Source organism: Stagnihabitans lacustris, from assembly GCF_025950525.1.
Classification (GTDB): domain Bacteria; phylum Pseudomonadota; class Alphaproteobacteria; order Rhodobacterales; family Rhodobacteraceae; genus Stagnihabitans.
The window spans coordinates 32,325-56,391 of the sequence record NZ_JAPDGS010000009.1; the positions used below are offsets into that span (position 1 = coordinate 32,325).

Genomic DNA, 24,067 nt, shown 5'->3' on the forward strand with positions numbered 1-24,067 from the left:
GGACGCTTGGGGGGCAGGCCGTGCAGGATCGCCCGCCCCGCGAATCGGCCCTCAGGTCATATTCGCGATGATCGCGCGCAGGGTTTCGATCCCCAGACCCTCTTCCGACGAGGTCATGACGATCTCTGGGTAAGCGGCGGGGTGCTTTTTCAGCGTCTCTTGGACCTGGGCAAGGTTGGCGGCACGCGTCGCGCCGTTCACCTTGTCAGACTTGGTCATGACGACCTGGAAGGTGACGGCCGATTTGTTCAACAAATTCATGATCTCTTCGTCGACCTCTTTCGCGCCGTGGCGCGTGTCGATCAGCACAAAGGCGCGGCGCAGCGTCTGGCGGCCCTGCAGGAACTGCTTCAACAGCCGCTGCCACTTTTCGACGATGGCTTTCGGCGCCTCGGCATAACCATAGCCGGGCAGGTCGACGAGGTATTTTTCCTCGCCCAGTGCGAAGTAGTTGATTTCCTGCGTCCGACCCGGGGTGTTAGAGGCCCGCGCCAGGTTCTTGCGATTGGTCAAGGCGTTGATCAGGCTTGATTTCCCAACGTTCGACCGGCCTGCAAAACAGACCTCCAACCGGTCGGGCGGCGGCAGGTTCACCATCGCCGTGACGCCTTTGACGAAATCGACGGGACCGGCAAACAGCAGGCGCCCACGTTCCTTTGCAAAGGGTTCAGGCTCGGGGGCAAGGGGGAAGGTCAGGGTCATAGGAGGCTCCATGCGTCGTCGAGGGCGATCTTGCCACCCTGGAGGACCTTGGCGTAAACGCCGAAATCTTTGTGGCCAAAGGCCTGGTCAAGCGCGGTCAAGGTCTCGCCCGCGACCTCGCCGGTGGTGGGGTCGACGCAGGTGGCGCGGCAGCGGGTGATGCGTTCGGTGACGTCCAGGACGGCTTCGCCGATCTGCAGGCGGCGGCCGATCCAGTCGAATTCGGCCCAGGGGGCGGCGCCCTCAAGCCAGAGGTTGCCGCGGAAACGATGGGGAGAGAGGTCAATCCCCATCCGCTGCGACAGGTCGGCCAGCGAGGCAAGGTTCAGGATCGACACGGTCGGATAGTCGCTGTCGGTCAAGCCGCCTTCGTGGCGGACGACTTGCACAGGCTGGGCGCGGCCAGCGGGGACCAGCGGTTTCACCCAGGAGATCAAGCGGTTGGCATCTTCGGGCGCGTCGGGATTTACGGTGATCGTGCCCAGCGTCGGATGGGTCAGGCGGACGTTGTCGCCCTCCATCGCGGCTTCGATTGCCATCAGTTGCGGGGTTTTGACGCCGCGCAGGAAGTTGTTGCACGACACCCAGCCGGGGGTCAGCTTGGCGGCCTCATGGGCAATGGCCCAGCGGCGGTCGAAGGGCAAGGTGGCGCCCTCCGAAAGCACAACGGACGCGAGAAACTCGCGTCCGTGGGCTTTGATCGGGTGGCGGGTGATCAGCGCCAGCCTGTTCATTTTCTGCCCTTGGGCTTGGCCACGACCGGCGCGGGAACCGGTTTGCGGCGGAAACTCTCCAGCAAATCCGGGCGTTTGCCGTGGCTCCACATGATCAGATATTGTTGGGTGAAGGTGATCGTGTTGTTGGTGATCCAGTAGATGACCAGACCGCTGGCAAAGCTGCCGAGCATGAACATGAACACCCAGGGCATCCAGGCCATGATCGTGGCCTGGGCCGGGTCCGAGGGGGCCGGGTTCAACTTTTGCTGCAGCCACATCGAGATGCCCAGAAGGATCGGCAACACGCCGATGAACACCGTGTGCAAAAGCGTGCCGGTGACGGGTGCGTCCCAGGGCAGCAGGCCGAAGGCATTGAAAAGACTGGAGGTATCGGGTGCGGAGAGGTCGTTGATCCAGCCAAAGAAGGCGGTCTGACGCAGCTCGATTGTGACGTAGATCACCTTATACAGCGAGAAGAAGATCGGGATCTGGAAGAAGATCGGCAGGCAGCCCGCGGCCGGATTGACCTTTTTGTCGCGGTAAAGCTGCATCATGTCCTTTTGCAGCTTTTGCTTGTCCTCGCCGGCGCGCTCTTTCAAGGCCTCCATCTCGGGCTGGAGTTCCTTCATCCGCGCCATCGAGACATAGGATTTATAGGCCAGCGGCAGGACCAGCAGCTTCAGGATGAAGGTCAGGACGATGATCGCCACGCCCATGTTGCCGATCAGGTTGTGGAGTTCGTGCAGGACGAAGAAAATCGGCTTGGTCAGGAAGAAGAACCAGCCCCAGTCGATCGAATCGACGAAGCCCGGGACGGCCACGACATCGGCCTTTGCGGCGTAACCGAACAAACGCATGAACCAGGAGGGCGAATTCTCGTAGGCGACGATGGTTTCCCATTCCTTCGCGCCGGCGAAAAAGCGCATCGACGTCGTCTCGCTTGCGCCGGGGGCCACGGCGAGGACCGGCTTGCGGACCTCGATCTGGTAGATGTCGTTGCCGGGCGTGTATTTTTCCACCGCGGTGAAGGGCTTGCCCTGTTCGGGGATCAGCGTCGTCATCCAATAGTGGTCGGTGAAGCCGGTCCAGCCATCGCCCAGCGATTCGGTCGCCTTGCCCACCACGCCCTCGAAGGGCTCTAGCTTGGTCAGATCAGCGTATTTCTGTTCCGCAGTCTTGCCGTCGATCCGGCTGACCGGGCCTTCGTGGACGACATAGACGCCCTCAAGCTTGGGCAGGCCGTGGCGGGCGATGATGCCATAGGGCGCCAAGCGTGCCTCGGCCGAGCCCGCGTTTGCGACGGTGTCAGTGATGGTGAACATGAAGTTCTCATCGACCGAGATGTCGCGGGTGAAGGTCACGCCCTTGGTGTTGGACCAGGTCAGGGTGACGGGCTTGCCCGGGGCAAGCGTGTCGCCTTTCGCCAGCGTCCAGACGGTTTTCGCGTCGGGCACATCGGCGGCATCCATGCCATTGCCGGGGGCGAAGCCGAAAATCGCGTAATAGGGCGTGGCTTTGCCAACGGCCGACAGCAGCGTCACCGGGTCAGAAGCCGGATCAACGCTTTGTCGATAGGTCTTCAAAAGCAGTTCGTCGATCCGCCCGCCCAAAAGCGAGACAGAACCCGCCAGTTTCGGCGTGTCGATGGTCAGGCGCGGGGCTGCGACCACGGGCGCCTCGGTCAGGCTTTCGGCCGTGGTGGCCGTGTCGGCCACGACAGGCGCCGTCGCATCGGCCGGCAGCGCGGTCAGGGTCGGGTCTTCCTTGGGGAACCAATCGGGGAAGAGCATCGGACCCGCGATGAACCAGACAGCGATAACAATCGCCGACAGCACCGTGGCTAGGATGAGGTTCTTGTTCTGGTCTTCCATGGCACCGCCGCCTTTGGTCATATTGATCAGGCGACGTTCAACAGAAGGGCCGCAGGAAGGTCAAGCGCTTTCGCCCTTTCGGCCCCCGGTGCGGGCCAATCCGGGCAGGTTTTCCGCCGAATCGACGCCAGACCTCAGTTCGTGCGGTTGCCGATGCGCGGCGTCGTGGTTTGACGCTGGGTATAGCGGTGCATCCATTCCACCGTTTCCTCGAAGGCCATGGGGCGCGCCAGGCCATATCCCTGCACATGGTTGCAGCCCAACTGGCTGAGCATCGCGTGTTCGCCCTGGGTCTCGACCCCTTCGGCGATGGTCTCCATCTCCAGCCGTTCGGCCATGGACAGGATGGCCGACACGATCTTTTGCTGTTCGCGGTCCTCGTCGACGCGGGTGACAAAGCTGCGGTCAATCTTCAGCCGACCGACGGCAAAGCGGCGGATCGAGGTGATCGAGGCATGGCCCGTGCCGAAATCGTCCAGATCGACGCCACAACCCATCTGCGCAATTGCCGCGATGTTCGATACGATCACGTCGCTGTCGGTCTCTGCCACCACGGTTTCCAGAATCTCGATCGTCAGGCGTTCCGGTTGCAGATCGAACCGATCCAGCTCCCAGCGGAGTTTCGACGCCAGCCCCGGCGCCCGCAGCTCTGCCTTGGAGAAATTCACCGCCACGGTCGGCACATGGAACCCGGCCTTGTCCCATTGCGACAGCGCCGACAGGGCGTTGAACACCATGACCTCACACAGCCGCGACGACAGACCGCAATCGTCGATCAAGGGCAGGAATTCCGCCGGAGGGATCAGCCCGCGCGTCGGATGATGCCAGCGCGCCAGCGATTCGAAGCCCGAAACCGCGCCGGTGTCGGTCGAGATCTGCGGTTGGAAATGGGCGCGGATCTGGCCTTCGTCCAGGGCCTGTTCCAGCTCTTCGCGCATCGCGTCGCGGTCGGCGCGGGTGCGCGACATATCGGGCGCATAGGCGCGGATCGCCCCGGGCCCGTTGCGCGTCGCGTCATCGGCCGCGATCTGGGCCGCATCCAAAAGCGCGGCGCCATTGGCGACAGGCGCCCGCTCGGCCAAGCAAAATCCAACGGAAACCGTGACATAGACCCGCGCGCCGTTCAGGCTGATGGGCGAGGTCAGCGCCGATTGCAGCCGCGCCGCCATCTGCACCGCGGTTTCCAGGTCCAGCCGCCGCACCGGCCCCAGGGCCACGGCGAACCCGCCCCCCTCCAGCCGCGCCACCACATCCCCCGTCCGCAGGGCCGAGCACAGCCTTTCGGCGCAGCGCGTCAGAACCTCGGTCTGGGCGATGCGGCCATAGCGGTCCACCACCTCTTCCATATCGTCGAACTGCACGACCAGACAGCCGGTCGTCAGCCCGGTGATCGGCGTATCCCGCAGGATTTTGTCCATCAGGCCAATGATTTGCGGCCGCAGCGCCAGACCGTTCAGCGTGTCGGGCAAGGTCATCTGCCCCACCTGCACCTGACGGAAGGCCCCGGCCAGCGCCGCCACCAAAGGCGCGCCCAAAGCCACCAGCATCAGGGCCCGTTCACCCCCCATCCAGAAGGCGCCAAGCGTCACGGCGGGGACAAAGACCATGATTTCCGGCCGCCGAAGGATCACGGAAACCGCGGAAAGGCGCAAAAGCCCCCAATTCGCGGCACGGCGGCCAAACCCAAAACTCATCATCATCCCCAGTGCGTAACGGAACATGTCACGAACAATCTAGGGACGAAGAGTAAATAGACTCCTAAGTCTCACCCCTTAGAAGCGGCGGCTGATCCGCCTCCGGGGCCACCCCCCGCATCAGCCCCAGGAAGTCGAAAATCCCCGGGTCGGCCAGATGCGAGGGCCGCACGTTCATCAGCGACCGGAACATGACCTGCCGCCGCCCGGGGGTCCGCACCTCCCAGTCGTCCAGCAGTTTCTTGACCTGCGCGCGCTGCAGACCCTCTTGGCTGCCGCACAGGTCGCAGGGGATGATCGGGTAATTCATCGCCCGCGCAAACTTGTCGCAATCGGCCTCGGGCACGAAAGCCAAGGGGCGATAAAGGAACAAATCTCCCTCTTCGTTCAACAGCTTGGGTGGCATCGTGGCCAGCCGTCCGCCGTGAAAGAGGTTCATGAAAAACGTCTCAAGGATGTCATCGCGGTGATGGCCCAGCACGATGGCCGAACAGCCCTCTTCGCGCGCCACACGGTAAAGCGCGCCGCGCCGCAGACGCGAACACAGGGAACACATCGTCCCGCCCGGCTTGATCTTCGAGGTCACGACCGAATAGGTGTCCTGATATTCGATGCGATGTTCCACCCCCATCCGGGTCAGGAATTCGGGCAAAACCGTCGCGGGAAAGCCCGGCTGGCCCTGATCCAGATTGCAGGCCAGCAGGTCCACCGGCAACAATCCCCGCCATTTCAGCTCTGTCAGCACGGCCAGCAGGGTATAGCTGTCCTTGCCGCCCGACAGGCAAATCAGCCAGCGGGCGCCCTTTTCGATCATCCCATAGGTGTCGATGGCAGAGCGCACCTCGCGCACCAGCCGCTTGCGCAGCTTCTTGAACTCGGTCGTCTGCGGCGCGCCCTGAAACAGCGGGTGGATTTCGCCGATATCGTCGTCAAACTCGTCGCGCATGGGGGGATTCCGCCTGATTTGACCCGCCCTATGACAGAAATCCGCCCCTTTGGCCAGAAGCGCAATCCGATTGGGCCCGTCGCCCGTATACAGGAAAAGGAGATCACCATGGGTCGCAAAACCACGCTTAGCCTTAGCCTTGCCACCGTCCTCTCCGCCTCTCTGGCGGTCCTGTCCTCCTGCTCCAGCCATCCGGGCGCCAGCGATCCGCCGCTCTCGACCCGCCAATTCCGGCTGGAAGAGTTCTTCGACGGAGCCCTGGTCGCCCGCGGCCAGTTTCAGGACCGCTTTGGCACCGTGCGGCGCCAGTTCGAGGTCAAGATCATGGGCGTCTGGGATGGCAAGACCCTGACCCTGACCGAAGATTTCGTCTATGAGGACGGGTCCACCGAACAGCGCATCTGGACGCTGAACAAGACCGGCGAGACGACCTGGGAGGGCACGGCGCCGGGCGTCATCGGGATTGCCAAGGGCGAAATCCTCGGCGACCGTTTCAACTGGAAATACACCATCGACTTGCCGGTCCCCTCGGCCGAGGGTCCGGCCAAGACGACCCGCGTCAGCTTTGACGACTGGATCTGGCTGCAGTCGGACACCCGCGCCTTCAACCGGGCCTATATGATGAAATGGGGCGTCACTTTGGGCGACGTCAGCATCACTTTCGAGAAGCTTTGACGTCGTGATCCGGGTCCGCCCCCGGAACCGGATCATAACCATGCCCGCCCCAGGGGTGGCAGCGACACAGGCGATGGGCGGTCAGATAGCCGCCCCTCAGCGCGCCGTGCCGTTCAAGCGCCTCCAGCCCATAGACAGAACAGGTGGGCTGGAACCGACAGCCATGGCCGACATAGGGCGACAACACCAAACGATAAGCGCGGATCGGCAAGGACAGGACCCAAGCGCCGACGGAAAACTTGGCGGGGTTCATTTGTGAACCCGTGCGACCGCCTCGCGCAGATCGGCTTGCAACAGCGCCCAGTCGCGCACGACCGTCGCGCCCGGCTTGGCGACCAGCACATAATCCCAACCGGCCCGCGCCAGGGGCCGCAGCACCTCATGCGCCAGGGCCCGCATCCGCCGCTTGGCCCGGTTGCGGAAGACCGCGTTGCCGATCTTCTTGGAGGCGGTAAAGCCAAAGCGGGGTCCCAGATCATCGCCCCGCGCGCGGCCCTGCAGCAGGAAGCCACCCGTCCCCGCCTTGCGCCCCTGGGCGGCCAACAGGTAATCGGCCCGCAGGCGGATCGTTGGCACCGTCCCTGTGGTCGGCAAAGCCGTGTCCACACATGACAAAACCGCCGCAGGCATCTTGGACGTCAGGGGAACCCCAGTGTCCAATTGCCTCGGCGGTGTCATCTGAACCTCCGTCATCCGACCAGACCGGCCGGAAGCGATCAGGCCGACAGCTTCTTGCGGCCGCGAGCGCGACGCGCGTTCAGCACCAGACGGCCGCCCTTGGTGGCCATGCGAGCGCGGAACCCGTGACGACGGGCGCGAACGAGGTTCGACGGTTGAAAAGTGCGCTTCATCGCGATCTCCAGCAGGCTTGGGTGGCGCACCGAAGGATTCGGACACGCTGCAACATGAGGCCCGGTCATTACGAGGCCCCAAGCTCCAAGTCAACGCATCAGAGGCGGAAAAGGCAGGATTTTCTTCCAAGCCCCTTTCCTCGCCGTCTTTCCCCTGCCACCTTGCCGGCCATGGGTGACACTTTCAAGAAACGACTGCCGCTGATCGCGCTTTTGGCCCTGGCCCTGGCCGGTTTTGCCTTCCACGAGGCGCTGAGCCTTGATGCCCTCGCCCGCCACCGGGCCACGCTCTTGGCCTGGCGCGATGCGGCCCCTTGGGCGCTGGCCGCCGGGTTCGTCGCGCTTTACATCGGTGTCGTGGCGGCCTCGATCCCCGGCGCCACGGTGCTTTCCCTGACCGGAGGCTTTCTGTTCGGCCTCTTTCCCGGCCTGATCCTGAACATGGCGGGCGCGAGCCTCGGCGCGCTGGCGCTTTTCCTGGCCGCAAGGTTGGGCCTGGCCGAGGATGTCGCCCGCACCATCCGCGCAAAGGGGGGCGCGGCGGAACGGCTTTACGACCGCCTGCACCAACACGAGATCGCCGCCCTTTTTGCCATGCGCTTCCTGCCCGCCGTGCCGTTTTTCGTGGCCAACCTGCTGGCGGCGGCGGCGGGCGTCAGGCTTTGGGCCTTTGTCGTCACCACGGTCCTTGGCATCCTGCCCGGGTCCATCGTCATCACCCAGATCGGCGCCGGGCTTGGGACGATCTTTGACGCGGGGCAGGAACCGGACCTGTCGCTTTTGGCCTCGCCTGCCATCTGGGGGCCGCTGCTGGGGCTTGCGGTGCTGGCATCCCTGCCGGTCATTTTTGGAAAGAAATCATGAAAACCGATCTTTGCATCCTGGGCGCGGGTTCGGCGGGGCTGTCGCTGGCGGCGGGGGCGGCGCAGATGGGGGCGCGGGTCGTCCTGCTGGAACCCGGCGAGATGGGGGGCGATTGCCTGAACACCGGTTGCGTGCCCTCCAAGGCGCTGATCCATGCCGCCGCCGCGGCCCAGGCGCAGCGCAAGGGCGGGCCGGGGGTGGCGGGGGTCACACCACAGGTCGATTTCGCCGCAGTCATGGCGCATGTGCGGGCCTCTGTTGCCACCATCGCCCCGCATGACAGCCAGGAGCGCTTTGAAAGCCTCGGCGTCACGGTGATCCGCGCCGCTGGCCGCTTTACCGGCCCCGATACGGTTCAGGCCGGGGAACAGACCATTCAGGCCCGCCGCTTTGCCATCGCCACCGGGGCGCGGCCCCTGGTCCCCGACTTGCCGGGGCTGGACCAAGCCCTGACCTCGGAAACAATCTGGAGCCTCAGCGAACTCCCCACCCATCTGGTGATCTGGGGCGCCGGCGCCATGGCTTGCGAGCTGGCCCAGGCCTTCCGCCGGCTGGGGTCAGAGGTGACAATGATCAACCGCTCTGCCCCCCTGCGCAACGAGGACCCCGAGGCGGCCGCCCTTTTGACCAGCCTTCTGCAGGAGGAGGGCATCCGGATCGTCAAGGCGCAGCCCACCCATGCTGGCCCGGGCGCGCTTTATTGGCCGGGCGGCGCGGCCGAGGGCAGCCACCTGCTGCTGGCGCTCGGCCGCAAGCCCAACCTGGACTTTGACCCTCAGGCGGCAGGCGTGGCGGTCACGGCGCAGGGCGTCACCACGGACGACCGGCTTCGCACCACCAACCGCCGCATCTTTGCCATGGGGGATGTCGCGGGGCGCGGTCAGTTCACTCATCTGGCGGGCTATCATGCTGGGGTGGTCCTGCGCCAAGCCGTCCTGGGCCTGCCCGCCAAGGCACGGGCGCCGATCCCCCGCGCCATCTGGACCGAGCCTGAATTGGCTCAGGTCGGTGACTTGGGCGAACCCGGTGATCAGATCCTGCGCTTTGACCTTGGGCAGACCGACCGTGGCGTCACCGATCAGGCGCAGGGATTTGCCAAACTGGTGCTGCGCCGCGGCCGCCTGGCTGGCGTCACCCTCGCAGGCCCCGGCGCCGGAGAGCAGATCGGCTTCTGGACCCTGGCCCTTGCCACCCGCACCCGGCTTTCGACCCTGGCGGGGGTCGTCCTGCCCTATCCATCCCTGTCCGAATCCGGCAAACGGGCCTTGGGCACATATTTTTCGCCCCGCCTCTTTGATAACGGCCTCGTGAAGCTTATCGTCAGGACGGTGCAACGGCTTGTGCCGTGAAAGAGGGCCAAATTGCAAAGGGGACGGTTTCTGCAGACCCTGTCGGGGCGTTTCCTGCTTCTGACACTCGCCTTCGTCATGCTGACCGAGGTGCTGATCTTTGTCCCCTCGGTCGCCCGCTTTCGCCTGGACTACCTGGATGCGCGACTGAAACAGGCGCAAATCGCCTCGCTGGCGCAACTGGCCGCGCCGGATATGGTCTCGCCGGAACTTGAAGCCGAACTGCTGAAAAATGCCGAGGTCTATAACGTCGTCCTGCGCCGCGATCAGGTGCGGCAATTGGTGCTGTCCTCGCCCATCCCCTCGCCCATCGCGGCCACCTATGACCTGCGCGAGGCGGACACCTGGGCGCTGATCCATGACGCCTTTGCGGCCCTGTTGAACCCCAAGGACGAGGTCATCCGCGTCATCGGCGCCCCGGTGCAGGAGGGCGGCATCCTGATCGAGGTCACGATGCAGACCGCGCCGATGCGTCAGGCCATGGTGGATTACGGCGCGCGGATCCTGGTGATCTCGGCGCTGATCGCGGCGGTGACGGCGATGCTGCTGTTCATCGCGACGCAAAGGCTGATCGTCGTCCCCATCCGCCGCGTCGTGCGCCACATGCAGGCCTATGCGGCCGCACCCGAGGACGCCCGGTCGATCATCGCCCCCACGGCGCGGGTTGTCGAACTGCTGGTCGCCGAAGAGGCTTTGCAGACCATGCAGACTCAGATGACCCAGGCCCTGCGCCAGCGCGAGCGTCTGGCGCAGCTGGGCTCTGCGGTGGCCAAGATCGCCCATGACCTGCGCAACATCCTGACCACGGCGCAGCTTTTTGCCGACCGGATCGAGGGCTCCGCCGACCCCACTGTGGCCCGCGCCGCGCCCAAGCTGGTGAATTCGATCACCCGGGCGGTCAACCTGTGCGAATCAACCCTCGCCTTTGGTCGCGCCGAAGAGGCCGCCCCCCGCCTGACCCGATTCGCGCTGCGGGCTCTGCTGGAAGACGTGGTGGAGGGCGAGGGTCTGGGGACCAATGTCAGCACCGTGATCGACGCCCCCCCGGTCCTGACGCTGCGCGCCGATGTCGAACAGCTGCACCGCGTCATCAGCAATCTGGTGCGCAATGCCCGCCAGGCGATCGAGGCCACGGGCGGCGAAGGCACGATCGAACTGGCCGGCGGCGAGAGCGATACCGCCTGGTGGATTCGCATCGGCGACACGGGTCCCGGCCTTCCCCCCAAGGCGCGCGAGCATCTGTTTGCGGCCTTTACCGGCTCGGTTCGGGCGGGGGGGACGGGGCTGGGGCTGGCGATCTCGGCCGAACTGGTGCGCGGCCACGGCGGCGCGCTAGAGCTTTTGCGGTCCGATGCCGAGGGGACGGTTTTCGTGATCCGCCTGCCTAAGGATGCCGGCCCCGATTTCGCGGGGGATGAAGAAACCCGCTAGGTCGATGCGTTTTCCCCCTTGCGCCCATCCGCGCCAGGCCCTAAATCCCACCGCACAGTGGATCCGTAGCTCAGTTGGATAGAGCATTAGACTACGAATCTAAGGGTCGGGCGTTCGAATCGCTCCGGGTCCACCACTACCAAAGGGCTGGTCGAAAGACCGGCCCTTTCGTTTTGCATCGCGTCCGGGCGCGGTCGCAGATTAACCTGCGGTTGAGTGTTTTCGTTGCAAGATGCCCGCGCGCCGACTAGCCTTGGCGACGGAATTTCACATGTGCGCCCCGTTTCAAATGTTCACCGGCCAAATCAAAGACGCTTTCCTGATTGACGCCCAGTCCGGGCCCGATGCCTTGCGCTGGAAAAAGCGCAAGGTCCTGAATGCCCTAAGGGAAACCTTCGGCATGGAGGTGGCCTTCATCTCGCGATTCGAGGCCGGGGATCGGGTTTTTGACGAGGTCGAAAGCAGCTTTGACTTCGATCCCCCCGGGGTTGCACGCGGGGCAAGGGGGCCGGCGCAGGGCAGCTATTGCCTCCGCGTCCTGGAGGGCGAGGTGCCCGCCCTGATCCATGACGCCCGCACGGTCGCTTCGGTGCAAGACATCGCCGCCACAAGGGACTGGCCCATCGGCGCCCATGTCTCGGTCCCGATCCGCCTGTCGAACGGGCGCTGTTTCGGGATGCTTTGCGCCTTTGGCCGCAAGCCTGACCTGACGCTGTCGCTGCGCGATCAGGCCATGTTCGAACTCTGCGCCGCCCTTCTGGCCCGCGATATCGAAACCTCGGCCCAGGCCGAGGATGCCGACCGCGACCCGCCGCTTCAGGCCGCCATTGCCGCGGGGGATTTCGCCTTTGCCCTGCAGCCGATCTTTGACATGGCCCGCGACGCCCCCATCGGCTACGAACTGTTCACCCGCTTTGCCCCCGAATTCGGCCCGACCGAAGAGGTCTTTCGCCGCGCCAAATACCTGGATCTGATCCTTCCCCTGGAGGAGGTGATCCTTCAGCGCGCCCCCGAGGTTCTGGCCCTGATCCCGCCGCATGCCTTTCTGTCGCTGAACCTGTCGGTCTCAACCTTCGAGGATTTCGACCCCGCGCCGCTTTTGGCCCAGGTGGGGCCCGGCCGCCTGGTGCTGGAACTGACCGAACACGAGCGTGTGGCCGATTACGCCAGCCTGGCCGCCCGGGTCGCGCGGGCCCAGGCCAGCGCGGTCCGGCTGGCCATCGACGATGTGGGGGCGGGCTATGCCTCGTTCCGCCATGTCATGCAGCTGCGCCCGGATATCGTGAAGATCGACCGCGCGCTGATCTCGGGGATCGAGGGCTCGGCGGCGCAGGGCAGTTTTGTCGCGGCGCTGGCCGATTACGCCCGCGCCACCGGGACGCAAGTCATTGCCGAAGGGATCGAGCGGATCGAAGAGCGCGACTGGCTTTTGGCCCATGGCATCACCTGGGGGCAGGGATATTTGCTGGGCCGCCCGCAAATGGTGCGGCCGGGGCTGGTCTTGGCCTAGGTGCGGGCCTATCTTTGACGCATGACCCGGTGGATGCGCCTTGTTGCGGCCCTGCTGATCGGCGTTCTGGCCTTTGCGCCGGTTCTGGCCGCTGCAGCCCATTGCGCCAAGATGACCGCCCCATTGCACCACGCCATGACCCATACGGGGGAACATCAGGCTGGGGCGTTTCAAACCGGGGCGCCGCAGGATGCCGGCCATGCCCTGCATCAGGCCTGCAAGATCCATTGCCAGATGGCCGCCGTGATCTGGCCCGCCGCGCCCGTGCCCGCCCGTGCGGTCACGACCTGGCCCCGGCCCGCGCTGGCCCTTGCCGCCTCGCGCATCACCAAACCGGAATCTCCGCCCCCCAAGGCCTGACGGAACCCCGTCCCGTCACCCTTTACAGGAGGCCATGATGCCCCAACTGACCCGCCGCGGCTTTATCGCCAGCGCCGCTTGCCTTGCCCTTTCTCCCCGTCCCGGCCTGGCCGCCACCCACAGCCTGACCGCCACGACCCGCGTCCTGGACATCAACGGCCGCGCGGCCACTGTCCTTGGCCTGGTCGATGCCCAGGGCCGCCCCGGCCTGACGCTTGACCCCGGCGCGCGGTTTGCCGTCGACCTGACCAATGCGCTGGACATGGAAACCCTGATCCACTGGCATGGCCAGATCCCGCCCAATGCGCAGGACGGCGTTCCCGGGATGCCCGCGCCCCTGCTGCGCCCCGGCGAGACGCGGTCCTATGACTTTGCCGCCCGCCCGGGCACGCATTGGATGCACGCCCATATCCCCGCGCAAGAGGTGGGCCTTCTGGCCGCCCCCCTGATCGTCCGCGAGGCCACCGACCGGCAAGAGGTCACGCTTTTCCTGCATGATTTCTCGTTCACCCCGGCCGAAGAGGTCCTGGCCACGATCACCGGCGGCATGGCCATGGCGGGACATGACATGGGCGCGATGGATATGGAGGGGATGGGTCACGACATGTCCAAGATGGGCGGCATGGCCATGGACCTGAACGATTTCGACTTTGACGCCTATCTGGCCAATGACCGCACCCTGGATGACCCGCAGGTCGTGACCGTCGATCCCGATGCCGAGGTCCTTTTGCGCATCGTCAACGCGGGCTCGGCCACGGTCTTCTGGATCGACACCGGGGCGCTGACGGCGACGGTTTTGGCGGTGGATGGCGAAAAGGTCCAACCGCTGACCGGCACCCGCTTTGGCCTGGCGATGGGGCAGCGGCTGGACCTGGGGCTGAACATCCCACGCGGCGCCCATCCGATCCTGGCGCTGCGTGAAGGCGCAGTCGAGCGGACCGGGATCATCCTGGCCACGCCGGGGGCCAAGGTGGCCAAGGTCGCCCCGACCGGAGACCTGACGCCAGGCTGGAGCGACCTGACCCAGGAAAGCGCGCTGCGTGCCCTGGTGCCCCTGACGCCCCGCCCTGCCACCCAGACGCCGATGGTCATGCTGGGCGGGCAGATGATGCCCTATCGCTGGACGCTGGATGGCGCGGTCTGGGGCGACCACAAGCCCTTGCGGGCGACCTCGGGTCAGCGGGTCGAGGTCATGTTCCACAACATGTCGATGATGTCCCACCCGATGCATCTGCATGGCCACAAGTTCCAAGTGGTCGACACTGGCGCAGGCCGCTTTGCCGGTGCGCTGCGCGACACGGTGCTTGTGCCGCCCATGGGCATGGTGACGGTGGCGCTGGACGCCGGCGAGGCCGCGTCCTGGATGCTGCATTGTCACCACATGGCGCATCTGGCCACGGGCATGATGACCGAGTTCATCGTGAGCTAGACCTTGATCCGCAGCGCCCGCAGCGCGTTCAGGATCACGGCGACGTCGATGGCCTCTTGCGCAAGTGCGCCCTGCACGGGCGACAAGAGGCCAAAGGCTGCTGCGACCTGGCCCAGCAGGGACAGGCCGATCCCCGCCGCCACGCTTTGCAGCGCAATCGCCCGAGCGCGGCGCGCGACGGTCAGCCCGCCTGCCAGCGGCTCCAGCCGGTCCACCAGCAGAACGACATCCGCCGCCTCTGCCGAGGCCGCAGCGCCCCGCGCCCCCATGGCCACGCCCACATCGGCGGCGGCCAGCGCCGGGGCGTCGTTGACCCCGTCGCCCACCATCATCACCGGCCCGCGCGCCCGTTCCTCCGCCACCAGCGCCAGCTTGCCCGCGGGCGTCAGGTCGGCATGGACCGCGGTCAGCCCCAGCCCCTCGGTCAGCCGCGCAGCCACCGCCGCCCGGTCGCCCGTCGCCAGCACGATGCGGGCGATGCCGCCCTCGCGCAGGTGGCGCAGCAGCGGCCCCACCCCCTTGCGCAGCGGATCGGCCATCACCAGCCGCCCCGCCGTCTTGCCCCCCACCGCAACCGAGACCGTGACCGCGCCGGGCTCCACCCCCGCAAGCGCCAGTTGCCGCCCGGTGCGCGCGGCCACAAACGCCTCGCCGCCGACCAGCACGTCCTGACCGTCCACCCGGCCCGCGACACCTTCGCCCGCGAATTCCTGCACCTGTTCGGGCAGGGGCAGCACCAGGCCGCGCGCCCGGGCCTCGGCCACGATGGCCTGCGCCATCGGATGCGTCGAGGCCTGATCCAGCGCCGCCGCCACCCGCAAGACCCCCGCAGCATCGCCACCGTCCAGCACGTGAATGGCGGTGATCTGCGGCCGCCCCTCGGTCAGGGTGCCGGTCTTGTCCAGGATCAGCGTGTGGATGCGGGCCATGGCCTCCAGTGCGGCGGCGCCCTTGATCAGCACGCCCAGTTGCGCCGCCCGGCTAAGCCCCGCAACCAAAGCCACCGGCACGGCCAGGATCAGCGGGCAGGGCGTCGCCACCACCAGCACCGCAACAGCCCGCACCGGATCGCCCGTCAGCCCCCAGGCCGCGCCCGCAATCGCAAGGCTAAGGCCCAGGAACCCCAGAGACCAGCGGTCGGCCAGCCGCGCCATCGGCGCCTTGGCCGCCCCGGCTGCCTGCACCATCCGCAGGATGCCGGCATAGGTGCTGTCCGCCGCCGCCCGCGTGGCGGTCAGGTCAAAGGCCTCTCCGGCATTGGTCACGCCGCTCATCGTGGCCTGACCTTGGGACAGACGGCGGGGCAGGGGCTCTCCGGTCAGGGCAGAGGTGTCCAGCATGGCCATCGGGCTGGCCAGGGTGCCATCGACCGGCACCGTGGCGCCTTGGGCGATCAACAAAAGGTCGCCGGGGCGGATCGCGTCCAGCGGAATATCCTCCAGCGCGCCGTCCTTGTGGCGGGTGGCGGTGCGGGGGACGCGGGTCAGCAGGGCTTCCATCTCGGCCCGGGCGCGCGCGCTGGCGAAGGATTCAAGGAAGGTGCCGCCGGAATACATGACCGCCACGACCGAGGCCGCCAAGGGCTCGCCAAAGGCCAGGGCCGCCGACATCGACAGGGCGGCGAGGATATCAAGCCCCACCTCTCCGCGCGCCAGGCTGCGCAGGATTTCGACCACCAGGGCGGCCAGGACGGGCAGGGTGGCGGCTTGCCAGGCCAGAGGGGCCGCGGGCTGGCCCCAAAGCGCCAGCCCCGCCAGCAATCCGGCGAGGGCGATCAACAGCAGGGCGGTTTTCAATTGGTCGGCAGGATTGCGCGGCAAAGGTGGCTCCGGGTCAGGTCGGTCCAGCTTGGCACGGAAATGCAACGGCGAGGTTGATGAATATCAACCTCGCCGCAAGAGTAGGGCGGGTTTCAACCCGCCGCGGGGTCTCAGGCCTTGCGGCGACGCAGGGCCGCGATCCCGGCGATACCAGCCAACAGCAGCGGCGCCGAAGCGGGCACCGGCACGGTCGGGACGGTGCCGCCAAGCTCTGCCTCGGTCAGGGCGCCGTTATAGACCTTCACGTAGTCCAAAGCACCGGCCGAAGCCTCGCCCTGCCTGGTCACGAAGTCGTCTTCGACCATGACGAAAGTGCTAAGCGCCCCGGGAAGGCCCGTGCCGCCCGCCGGAGCAAAGCTCCACTGCAAGGCGCCGTTCACATAGCCCTTGGCGGTGGTGCCGTCATAGGTCAGCGCGGCCACGAAATCCGTCGCGGCCAGGATGGTGATCGGGCTGACGAAAGCGACGTTGTAGTAGTTCAGCGTGCCGCCCAGGTTATAGAACCCGTTGTCGCTGCCCAGACCCGACAGGTCGATCAGCTTGCGATAGCCGTTGGTCTCGCCGATCTGGCCTTTGAAGACGATGGACCAGGCGGTCAGGGTCGACCCAAGGGAAACGGTCAGGCCCTGGTTCTTGGCAAAGCTATACAGACCCGAACCCACGGTGCCGGAGCCAGTGGCCGTGGCCGTCCCGGCGTTGGTCAGGCCGGAGGCGAAGGTGAATTCGTCGGTCAGCGTGGCGGCCGAGACCGGCAGGGCCAGGGTCGCAAGCAGGGCAGTCAAAGAAAGAAGGCGCATGGAGGTTCCTTTACTCGAATTAAGACGAAGGCAAATTAACCTTTAGGTATCATGGATCGTGCAGTCGCAGCGTGAAATTCTCATGAACCTTTTCATCGGCTTGCAATTGTTTCCATATTGGAACCGGTGGATTTGGCCAAAGGAAAGGGCGGCGACCCTGCGGCCCCGCCCCTTTCCCAACCGGGCCCCGTCGCGGCTTAGCGCTCCTCGATCAGGATCTCCCGCTTGCCCACATGGTTCGCTGCCGTGACCACGCTGTTTTCCTCCATCTGCTCGACCAGCCTTGCGGCCTTCTGATACCCAATCGCCAGTTTGCGCTGGATATAGCTCGTCGAGCACTTCCGGTCGCGCGCCACAATCGCCACGGCCTGATCGTAAAGGCTGTCGTCCGATCCATCGGCGCCCAGACCCAGCAGCGTGTCGATCTCGGCGGCCTCGGCGTCCTCGGGGCCCTCGACCACGCCGGACATATATTGCGGCGGGCCATAGCTCTTCAGATGGGCGACGATCTCTTCGACCTCTTCATCGCTGACAAAGGGCCCATGGATGCGCGTGATCCGCGCGCCACCGGCCATATACAGCATGTCGCCCTGACCCAGCAGCTGTTCGGCCCCCTGTTCGCCCAGGATCGTGCGGCTGTCGATCTTTGACGTGACCTGAAACGAGATCCGGGTGGGGAAGTTCGCCTTGATCGTGCCGGTGATCACATCGACCGAAGGCCGCTGCGTCGCCATGATCAGGTGGATGCCAGAGGCCCGCGCCATCTGCGCCAGGCGCTGGATGCAGGCCTCGATTTCCTTGCCTGCCACCATCATCAGGTCGGCCATTTCGTCGACGACGACCACGATATAGGGGATGGCGACCGGGGCGAATTCGTCGGTTTCAAACACGGGCTCGCCGGTGTTTTCGTCGAACCCGGTCTGGATCGTGCGCTTGAACATCTCGCCCTTGGACAGCGCCTCGCGGACGCGGCCGTTATAGCCTTCGATGTTGCGGACGCCCATCTTGGACATCTTGCGGTAACGGTCCTCCATTTCACTGACGACCCATTTCAGCGCGACGACGGCCTTTTTCGGGTCGGTCACAACGGGGGAAAGCAGATGCGGGATGCCGTCATAGACCGACAGTTCCAGCATCTTGGGGTCGATCATGATCAGGCGACATTCTTCCGGCGTCAGCTTATACAGCAGGCTGAGGATCATCGTGTTGATCGCCACTGACTTGCCCGAACCCGTGGTCCCGGCAATCAGAAGGTGGGGCATCTTGGCCAGGTTCGCTATCACCGGCTCGCCGCCGATGTCCTTGCCCAGGGCCAAAGGCAGACGCAACGAGCTGTCGCCAAACTCTCGCGCCGACAGGATTTCCCGCAGCACGACCTTTTCACGGGTCGCATTGGGCAGTTCGATGCCGATGACGGTGCGGCCCGGAACGGTGGAAACCCGGGCGGACAGGGCGCTCATGCTGCGGGCGATGTCATCCGACAGGCCGATGACGCGGCTGGCCTTCAGGCCCGGCGCCGGCTCCAGCTCATACATCGTCACGACGGGGCCGGGGCGGACCGAGGTGATCTCGCCGCGCACGCCGTAGTCATCCAGCACGTTTTCCAACATGCGGGCGTTTTCTTCCAGCGCCTCGGTGGACAGCTGGTTGCGCGTGACGGTCGAGGCCGAGGTCAAAAGCGACAGGGGCGGCAGTTCATAGGTCGAGACCTGGTCTTCAAAGCGCAGCCGGGGTTGCTCTTCGGCGATGGCCTGGCGCGAGGGCGCGGGCTTTTTTGTCACGGCCTGCACCAAAGGCGCGGCAGGGCGGGTGGCCACCAGCGGCGGACGTTTTACGGGGGCCACCGGGGTCGGGTCGTAATCCGGCTCCCAATCGGCCGAGACCTCGTCGGGCCAATCGGCGCCGATGGGGGCGTCAAGATCGCCCGCCTCGGCGGCGGTCAGGTCGTGACCCGTGAAACCCGTGGCCGCGAAACCAGTGGCCGCATGGTCTTGGGCCGCCATATCCGGCGCCCCGAAGTCCTCGGACTCATAGGCGGCCATCCCGTAATCGTCATCCGTGCCGGTGTCTTGGCTGATGGAAACGCTGTCCTCGGCGTCCGTGGCCCAGTCGGCAGAGCGCGGTTGGGCGCCCGGCGCGGCGGTCCAGTCGGCAGGCTGCGCGGTCATCTGGCCCGCCTCCGCGCGCGGCTTGGTCAGGGGCGGTTCGGCCATGCGGCGCGGGGCCTCGGCGACCGGCGCGGGGCGCGAGGCCACCAGCCCGGCCGCAGCCGCCACGGCGGTCTTGATCACCAGCGGTTGCGGGCTGCGGGGCAGGGGGGGCTTGGCTGTGGGCCGGGTCATCCCCGGTTCACGCCGCGCCGCGATGGCGGCCGAGATCGGCGACATGTCGGACAGGGCCACGGGCTCGGCCGTCCGCGCCCGGATCACGGACGAAATCCGCGCCTTGATCCGGTCCTCCGAGGGCGCCTCAAGATCGGCCGACAAGGGCGGCTCGATCAACTCGGGCTCGGGTTCGGGCGCGCGGCGGATGATCTGCGGCAGGCGCGACAGCAGCGACCGCGGCTCTTCGTCGTCAACCACAGGGGCCACGGCGCGGGGCTCTGCGCGCAGGGCACCGGGCTTGGCGCCCAGCTTTTCCGGTCGCGAATAGGCGGTCGCCTCGTCGTCCTCTTCGGCATGGGTCATGCGGGCGGTGCCCACCGCCTGCGCCTTGGCCGCCTGCCGGGCTGCCAGCCGCTCGGACCGTTCCGCCTCGGCGCGCGAGGCCGCTTCGGCGCGGCGCTCGGCCATCCGCGCGCCCAAGGTCGAGGCCGCAGCGACCGACCCCACCGCCCCCTTGCCCAAAAGCTGCATCAGGCTGTGATAGCCAAAGATCAGCCCCAGGCCCAGGAAGCCGCCAATCCGCGCCAGTTCCCGCAGCGAAAACCCGGTGACAAACAGGAACATCGCGACGAAGGCCAGGGCCGAGATCAGCGACAGGACCTTGACCGCAAAGACCGTGGTCCCCGGGATGATGGTCAGAAGGCTGAGGGCGATCGTGTCGCCGAAGAGCCCGCCCAGGCCAAAGGCATGCGGCCAGTCCGCATCCGGCACCAGGGTCGCGGCATAGATCGACCCCAAGGCCACCGCCAGCACGGCAAAGACCACGCGGCTGACCGCCCGGTCGGCGCCGACATGGGCCGCAAAGCGCACACCCCAGGCGCAGAGCACCGCCGGAATCCCCCAGGCGCCGAGGCCCCCCACCGTCATCAAGGTCGAGGCCATGGCCGCGCCCAGCCGCCCCAACGCATTGTTCACCGGCTCGTCCGAAGACACCATCCAACCGGGGTCCGAGGGCGAATAGGACAACAGCATCAGCGCAAAGGCAAAGCTGACCGCGATCAGCGCCAGGCCGAAAAGCTCTCGCCCCCGGCGTTCCAGCATGGCTTGGACGCGTTGGTCAAGGAGCGGGTCGCGCTGTCGGGACTGATAGGACGCCATTTGAACCTCAACCGTAAAGGCAGTCGCGAAGGGCAATCAACCCGCGCTGCGTCTCGTCTTTGGGGCCGACAAGCGCGGCCCGGATGTAAGTCTTGCCCGGATTGAAGCCATTGGCCTCGCGGGACAAATAAGCGCCGGGCAGCACGCGCACCCCGGTTTGCTGCCAAAGCCGCAGGGTGGCTTCCTCGCCATCGCCGTTCAAAGAATCGGGGACGGGCAGCCACAGAAAGAACCCGCCCTCGGGCAGTTGAAAACCCTGAACGCCCGCGAAAACCTGCGCGGCGACGTCGAACTTCTGATGATACAGCGCGCGCGAGGCCGTCACATGGGCCTCATCACTCCAGGCCGCGGCCGAGACCGCCTGAATGGGCATCGGCAAGGGCGCGCCTGCGAAACTCCGCAGCTTGCGGATCGCCGCGATGCCCTTGGCGCCACCGGCCACAAAGCCCGACCGCAGCCCCGGCAGGTTCGACCGTTTCGACAGCGAATGAAAGGCAAAGACCCGCTCGGGATCGGCGCCGATGTCGCGGGCGACCTCCAGTATCCCCGGAGGCGGCGCGGTCCGCCAAACCTCGGCGTAACATTCATCGGCAAAGATGCGGAAATCGTGCTTTTCGGCCAGGTGCAGCAGGTCCGCCCAATAGTCGCGTGAGGCAACAGCCCCCTGCGGATTGGCCGGAGAGCAGATATAGGCCACCGTCACGCGGTCCAGCACATCGGGCGAAAGCCCCGCGTAATCGGGCAGAAAGCCGGTCTGGGCGGTGGCGGGCACATAGATGGGCTCGGCGCCGGCCGTCACGGCGGCCACGGTATAGACCTGATAAAACGGGTTCGGGATCAGGAAGGCCGGGGTCCGACCCGCCTTTGTTTCGGGCGCCAGGGCAAGGGCCGCATTGAACAGCCCCTCACGCGTGCCATTCAGCGCCATGATGTTGTCCGCGGCCAGTTCAACGCCATAGCGCCGCGCGATCCAGCCGGTGATGGCCGACAGCAGGTCCGGCGTGCCGTCGTTGTTCGGATAGACGCCAAAGCCGCCCAGGTTGGCGGCCAGGATCGGCCCGACGAAATCGGGCATCGGATGACGCGGCTCTCCGATGGTCATTTGAATGGCCGGGCCGCCCGGCTCATGCGCATCCAACAGCTTCCGCAGGCGCGGAAACGCGTAGTCTGGCAGGTTCGCGAACCGCTCAGGAAAATTCATCTGCCTCGTCCCCGGAGTCATTTCGCCCCGTTTGCATCAAACCCTAGCCAAAGACCGGGGCGGGGTCCAGAAAAAGTGAAGAACGGGGGCAGCTTGGGCGCCACAGTTGTGGCAAATGGGGCGCGGTGGCCCCGGCTTGTGGCAAGGGCCAAAGCGCCGTAGACAGGGCAGACAGACAAGAGGGCTGCAGATGACACGCTTCGTTTTGGTCTCCCAGGGTCGGGCGGGGGCGCAATTCATCTTGAACAACCTGGACGCCCATCCCGATGTCATGCTTGGGATGGACCCGTTCCATTCCATCCCCGCGACGCGGACCGCCGTCGATGGCCACCGCTGGGAGGTTGGGACTTCGGCCACGGAATTCGCCTTCCAGCACATCTGGACCGGGCAAAAGCCGGTCGAGGGCTTCAAGCTGTTCTGCTTTCATTGCCGCGAGGACGCGCTCTCGGCCGATATCTGGGACCACCTGCGCGCCGACCGCGACGTGAAGTTCATCTTCCTGAACCGCCGCAACCTTTTGATGAAACATATCAGCGAGTTGCGGGCCGAGGCCAGCGGCGTCGTCCACCCGGTCGGGCCCGATTACCTGCAGGCCCAATATGGCCAGCAGGTTGCCATCCAAGTCACCCTTCCGGTGCTGCGGCGCGAGCTTTTTGAACATTACGCCGGCTTCAACCGGGTGGCCGAGATCTTCGCCGCCCATGACTGTCTTTACCTGTCCTACGAGGATCTGGTGATCAATGCCGAGGGGTGCTACGCCGAGATCCTGCGCTTTCTGGGGCTGGCGTCTCAGGCGCTGGTGGACCCGTTCAAGCCCGGCACCCTGACGCCCGAGACGACCAAGGTCATCAACGGCCCCGCCGTCCGCCGCTTTATGGCGCGCTCGATCTGGGCGGATTATCTGGACAATTGCCCGCTGGTCTGACTGCCCCCCCAGCCTATCGCCCCCAGCCTACCGCAAAGCCGCTTCGGCCCCCAGTCCCAGCGCCAGAAGCCGGTATTCCTGCCCTGGCCCCGCCATCAGCGTCAGCCCACAAGAGGGTTCCGACGTCGGAAGGGTCAGCGCGCATTGGTCCAGCAGGTTGCCGATCCGCGTGTTGCGCAGCGCCAGCAGGTTTTCGGTCACGTAATAGGCCTCGTCCGTCATCAGGCGCTGGGCATGGGGCGGCAGGATGGGCGACGAGGGGATCAGCACGGCGTCAAACCCCGCCACCCTTGCGTTATAGGCCGCGCGCAACACCCGCAGCCGCCGCCAGGCCGCGATATGGTCATGGGCCTTGGTCAGGGCGCCGGTGCGAAAGCGTTCCAGGATGCGGGGGAACATCAGCTGCGGGGCGGCCTCGATCGTCTCGGCCCAGATCGCATAGGCCTCCGGGGCGACCAGGGTGCCGGCCAGGGTCAGGGCCTCGGTCACTTCGGGGGCGGTGATGCGGGTGATGCTGGCGCCGGCCCGGGCCAGCCGGGTCAGGGCGTCGTCAAAGCCGCGGGCGGGTCGGTCGCGCAGATCGTCCAGCGCGAGTGTCTCCAGCACGGCCAACCGCAGGCCGGACAGCGAGGCCAACTGCGGGGCCAGATCGGGGGCGTGGCGGCCCTCCAACAGCGACAGAACCGCCGCGCAATCCGCGACCGTATGGGCCAGCGGTCCCACGGTGTCAAAGCTTTCGCACAGGGGCACGACGCCTTGCAGCGACAGGCGGCCATGGGTGGTCTTCAGCCCCACAAGGTCGTTCCAGGCCGCGGGGATGCGCACCGACCCCCCGGTGTCCGACCCCACCGCAGCCGGCGCGATCCCATAAGCCACCGAAGCCGCCGCCCCCGAAGAGGACCCCCCCGGCACGGCATTGGGGTCATTGATACAGGGCGGCGTGGCCGTCACCGGGTTCAGCCCCAGGCCGGAAAACGCCAGTTCCGACATATGTGTCTTGCCGATGCAGACAGAGCCCATCAGCGTGGCCACCTGCAGCACAGATGCATCCTGCAAGGGCGTGCGGTGCTTCAGCAAGGCCGAGCCCGCCTCGGTCGGCGTGCCCGCCGTGTCGAACAGGTCCTTCCAGGACAGGGGCACGCCGTCCAAAGCATGACGCCGCAGGCCGGACTTGGCGCGGGCGGCGGCGGCCATCGCCTCGGCCCGGGCGCGGGGGGCTGTGGTGCGGGCATAGATGCGGTCGCGGTGGGGATGGGCGTCGATCTCGGCCAGGAAATATTCGACCAGTTCGACCGGGTTCACTTTGCCTGCCTCGATGGCGCGGCCAAGGTCGGTGGCGGTCATATGCGACCAAGTGCCGGTCATGAAGCGTTCCTTTGGCAGGGGGAGAGGAGACCCGGGGCATGCCCCGGGCTACGCAGCGGCAGCAGAGCGCGCAAGGCCG

At 66.2% G+C, this 24,067-nt stretch carries 21 protein-coding genes and 1 tRNA gene; 9 read left to right on the plus strand and 13 right to left on the minus strand.

The window, feature by feature from the left end:
• Positions 1-51 precede the first annotated feature (51 nt).
• The 5 genes from yihA to ttcA all read right to left on the minus strand — a co-directional run bounded on the left by yihA (position 52) and on the right by ttcA (position 5,929).
• On the minus strand, positions 52-702 hold the full coding sequence (gene yihA, locus NX862_RS16935; RefSeq protein WP_264495121.1) for a ribosome biogenesis GTP-binding protein YihA/YsxC: 651 nt from the start codon (positions 700-702) through the stop codon (positions 52-54).
• Positions 699-1,436, minus strand: coding sequence for an MOSC domain-containing protein (locus NX862_RS16940; RefSeq protein WP_264495122.1), 738 nt, complete (start codon positions 1,434-1,436; stop codon positions 699-701). The genes yihA and NX862_RS16940 overlap by 4 nt, the downstream gene beginning before the upstream one ends.
• Positions 1,433-3,289 carry a membrane protein insertase YidC gene (gene yidC, locus NX862_RS16945; protein WP_264495123.1) on the minus strand — a complete coding sequence of 619 codons (1,857 nt, stop codon included), beginning with the start codon at positions 3,287-3,289 and terminating at the stop codon, positions 1,433-1,435. The genes NX862_RS16940 and yidC overlap by 4 nt, the downstream gene beginning before the upstream one ends.
• A 134-nt stretch (positions 3,290-3,423) precedes the next feature.
• Positions 3,424-4,896, minus strand: coding sequence for a putative bifunctional diguanylate cyclase/phosphodiesterase (locus NX862_RS16950; protein ID WP_413694585.1), 1,473 nt, complete (start codon positions 4,894-4,896; stop codon positions 3,424-3,426).
• A 151-nt stretch (positions 4,897-5,047) separates the two neighbouring features.
• A complete protein-coding gene (gene ttcA / locus NX862_RS16955; protein ID WP_264495124.1) occupies positions 5,048-5,929 on the minus strand; it encodes a tRNA 2-thiocytidine(32) synthetase TtcA in 882 nt (293 codons plus the stop codon).
• A gap of 108 nt (positions 5,930-6,037) precedes the next feature.
• Here ttcA and NX862_RS16960 point away from each other — a divergent pair, with 108 nt between their 5' ends.
• Complete coding sequence (locus tag NX862_RS16960) at positions 6,038-6,604, plus strand: DUF3833 domain-containing protein (RefSeq protein WP_264495125.1); 567 nt, start codon at positions 6,038-6,040, stop codon at positions 6,602-6,604.
• On the opposite strand, the gene yidD is transcribed toward NX862_RS16960, so the two are convergent.
• The 3 genes from yidD to rpmH are packed head-to-tail and all read right to left on the minus strand — an operon-like array spanning position 6,585 to position 7,455.
• Positions 6,585-6,857: a membrane protein insertion efficiency factor YidD gene (yidD, locus tag NX862_RS16965; protein WP_264495126.1), complete on the minus strand. Its 273-nt coding sequence runs from the start codon at positions 6,855-6,857 to the stop codon at positions 6,585-6,587. The genes NX862_RS16960 and yidD overlap by 20 nt on opposite strands.
• Entirely contained in the window at positions 6,854-7,282 is a 429-nt protein-coding gene (rnpA, locus tag NX862_RS16970) for a ribonuclease P protein component (protein ID WP_264495127.1), read from the minus strand. The genes yidD and rnpA overlap by 4 nt, the downstream gene beginning before the upstream one ends.
• Before the next feature lie 38 nt (positions 7,283-7,320).
• A complete protein-coding gene (rpmH, locus tag NX862_RS16975) occupies positions 7,321-7,455 on the minus strand; it encodes a 50S ribosomal protein L34 (RefSeq protein WP_168776515.1) in 135 nt (44 codons plus the stop codon).
• Between the two features lie 171 nt (positions 7,456-7,626).
• Between rpmH and NX862_RS16980 the strand changes: the two genes are divergently transcribed.
• From NX862_RS16980 to NX862_RS17010, 7 genes are all read left to right on the plus strand, one after another.
• A complete protein-coding gene (locus NX862_RS16980; RefSeq protein ID WP_264495128.1) occupies positions 7,627-8,319 on the plus strand; it encodes a TVP38/TMEM64 family protein in 693 nt (230 codons plus the stop codon).
• A complete protein-coding gene (locus tag NX862_RS16985; protein WP_264495129.1) occupies positions 8,316-9,668 on the plus strand; it encodes a dihydrolipoyl dehydrogenase family protein in 1,353 nt (450 codons plus the stop codon). The genes NX862_RS16980 and NX862_RS16985 overlap by 4 nt, the downstream gene beginning before the upstream one ends.
• 78 nt (positions 9,669-9,746) lie before the next feature.
• Positions 9,747-11,099: a sensor histidine kinase gene (locus NX862_RS16990; protein WP_264495179.1), complete on the plus strand. Its 1,353-nt coding sequence runs from the start codon at positions 9,747-9,749 to the stop codon at positions 11,097-11,099.
• Positions 11,100-11,158: 59 nt separating this feature from the next.
• Positions 11,159-11,235, plus strand: a tRNA-Arg gene (locus tag NX862_RS16995).
• Positions 11,236-11,388: 153 nt separating this feature from the next.
• Positions 11,389-12,609: a sensor domain-containing phosphodiesterase gene (locus NX862_RS17000; protein WP_264495130.1), complete on the plus strand. Its 1,221-nt coding sequence runs from the start codon at positions 11,389-11,391 to the stop codon at positions 12,607-12,609.
• A 33-nt stretch (positions 12,610-12,642) separates the two neighbouring features.
• Positions 12,643-12,969, plus strand: coding sequence for a hypothetical protein (locus NX862_RS17005; RefSeq protein ID WP_264495131.1), 327 nt, complete (start codon positions 12,643-12,645; stop codon positions 12,967-12,969).
• A gap of 37 nt (positions 12,970-13,006) precedes the next feature.
• Positions 13,007-14,398 carry a multicopper oxidase family protein gene (locus NX862_RS17010; RefSeq protein WP_264495132.1) on the plus strand — a complete coding sequence of 464 codons (1,392 nt, stop codon included), beginning with the start codon at positions 13,007-13,009 and terminating at the stop codon, positions 14,396-14,398.
• Here the strand turns inward: NX862_RS17010 and NX862_RS17015 are convergent.
• The 4 genes from NX862_RS17015 to NX862_RS17030 all read right to left on the minus strand — a co-directional run bounded on the left by NX862_RS17015 (position 14,395) and on the right by NX862_RS17030 (position 21,698).
• On the minus strand, positions 14,395-16,218 hold the full coding sequence (locus tag NX862_RS17015; RefSeq protein ID WP_413694584.1) for a heavy metal translocating P-type ATPase: 1,824 nt from the start codon (positions 16,216-16,218) through the stop codon (positions 14,395-14,397). The genes NX862_RS17010 and NX862_RS17015 overlap by 4 nt on opposite strands.
• A gap of 110 nt (positions 16,219-16,328) precedes the next feature.
• Entirely contained in the window at positions 16,329-17,015 is a 687-nt protein-coding gene (locus NX862_RS17020; RefSeq protein WP_264495134.1) for a VPLPA-CTERM sorting domain-containing protein, read from the minus strand.
• Positions 17,016-17,212: 197 nt separating this feature from the next.
• The gene (locus tag NX862_RS17025) at positions 17,213-20,497 is read right to left on the minus strand and encodes a DNA translocase FtsK (protein WP_264495135.1); all 3,285 of its coding nucleotides are present in this window, start codon (positions 20,495-20,497) and stop codon (positions 17,213-17,215) included.
• 7 nt (positions 20,498-20,504) lie between these two features.
• Entirely contained in the window at positions 20,505-21,698 is a 1,194-nt protein-coding gene (locus NX862_RS17030) for an aminotransferase class I/II-fold pyridoxal phosphate-dependent enzyme (RefSeq protein ID WP_264495136.1), read from the minus strand.
• Positions 21,699-21,888: 190 nt separating this feature from the next.
• Between NX862_RS17030 and NX862_RS17035 the strand changes: the two genes are divergently transcribed.
• Positions 21,889-22,623, plus strand: a complete 735-nt coding sequence (locus tag NX862_RS17035) for a hypothetical protein (RefSeq protein ID WP_264495137.1) — start codon at positions 21,889-21,891, stop codon at positions 22,621-22,623.
• Between the two features lie 27 nt (positions 22,624-22,650).
• Here the strand turns inward: NX862_RS17035 and NX862_RS17040 are convergent, their stop codons facing one another.
• The gene (locus tag NX862_RS17040) at positions 22,651-23,988 is read right to left on the minus strand and encodes an amidase (protein ID WP_264495138.1); all 1,338 of its coding nucleotides are present in this window, start codon (positions 23,986-23,988) and stop codon (positions 22,651-22,653) included.
• Between the last annotated feature and the right edge of the window lie 79 nt (positions 23,989-24,067).

What these genes read in the sequence shown, in the direction of transcription:
- NX862_RS17020 (WP_264495134.1), bottom strand. Translation starts at nt 17,015, where the DNA reads ATGCGCCTTCTTTCTTTGACTGCCCTGCTTGCGACCCTGGCCCTGCCG.
- NX862_RS16940 (WP_264495122.1), bottom strand. Translation starts at nt 1,436, where the DNA reads ATGAACAGGCTGGCGCTGATCACCCGCCACCCGATCAAAGCCCACGGA.
- NX862_RS17035 (WP_264495137.1), top strand. Translation starts at nt 21,889, where the DNA reads ATGACACGCTTCGTTTTGGTCTCCCAGGGTCGGGCGGGGGCGCAATTC.
- NX862_RS16950 (WP_413694585.1), bottom strand. Translation starts at nt 4,896, where the DNA reads ATGGTCTTTGTCCCCGCCGTGACGCTTGGCGCCTTCTGGATGGGGGGT.
- NX862_RS17000 (WP_264495130.1), top strand. Translation starts at nt 11,389, where the DNA reads ATGTTCACCGGCCAAATCAAAGACGCTTTCCTGATTGACGCCCAGTCC.
- rpmH (WP_168776515.1), bottom strand. Translation starts at nt 7,455, where the DNA reads ATGAAGCGCACTTTTCAACCGTCGAACCTCGTTCGCGCCCGTCGTCAC.
- ttcA (WP_264495124.1), bottom strand. Translation starts at nt 5,929, where the DNA reads ATGCGCGACGAGTTTGACGACGATATCGGCGAAATCCACCCGCTGTTT.
- NX862_RS17030 (WP_264495136.1), bottom strand. Translation starts at nt 21,698, where the DNA reads ATGAATTTTCCTGAGCGGTTCGCGAACCTGCCAGACTACGCGTTTCCG.
- NX862_RS16980 (WP_264495128.1), top strand. Translation starts at nt 7,627, where the DNA reads ATGGGTGACACTTTCAAGAAACGACTGCCGCTGATCGCGCTTTTGGCC.
- yidD (WP_264495126.1), bottom strand. Translation starts at nt 6,857, where the DNA reads ATGAACCCCGCCAAGTTTTCCGTCGGCGCTTGGGTCCTGTCCTTGCCG.
- yidC (WP_264495123.1), bottom strand. Translation starts at nt 3,289, where the DNA reads ATGGAAGACCAGAACAAGAACCTCATCCTAGCCACGGTGCTGTCGGCG.
- NX862_RS17005 (WP_264495131.1), top strand. Translation starts at nt 12,643, where the DNA reads ATGCGCCTTGTTGCGGCCCTGCTGATCGGCGTTCTGGCCTTTGCGCCG.
- NX862_RS17010 (WP_264495132.1), top strand. Translation starts at nt 13,007, where the DNA reads ATGCCCCAACTGACCCGCCGCGGCTTTATCGCCAGCGCCGCTTGCCTT.
- NX862_RS16990 (WP_264495179.1), top strand. Translation starts at nt 9,747, where the DNA reads ATGCTGACCGAGGTGCTGATCTTTGTCCCCTCGGTCGCCCGCTTTCGC.
- NX862_RS17025 (WP_264495135.1), bottom strand. Translation starts at nt 20,497, where the DNA reads ATGGCGTCCTATCAGTCCCGACAGCGCGACCCGCTCCTTGACCAACGC.
- yihA (WP_264495121.1), bottom strand. Translation starts at nt 702, where the DNA reads ATGACCCTGACCTTCCCCCTTGCCCCCGAGCCTGAACCCTTTGCAAAG.
- NX862_RS17040 (WP_264495138.1), bottom strand. Translation starts at nt 23,988, where the DNA reads ATGACCGGCACTTGGTCGCATATGACCGCCACCGACCTTGGCCGCGCC.
- rnpA (WP_264495127.1), bottom strand. Translation starts at nt 7,282, where the DNA reads ATGACACCGCCGAGGCAATTGGACACTGGGGTTCCCCTGACGTCCAAG.
- NX862_RS16960 (WP_264495125.1), top strand. Translation starts at nt 6,038, where the DNA reads ATGGGTCGCAAAACCACGCTTAGCCTTAGCCTTGCCACCGTCCTCTCC.
- NX862_RS16985 (WP_264495129.1), top strand. Translation starts at nt 8,316, where the DNA reads ATGAAAACCGATCTTTGCATCCTGGGCGCGGGTTCGGCGGGGCTGTCG.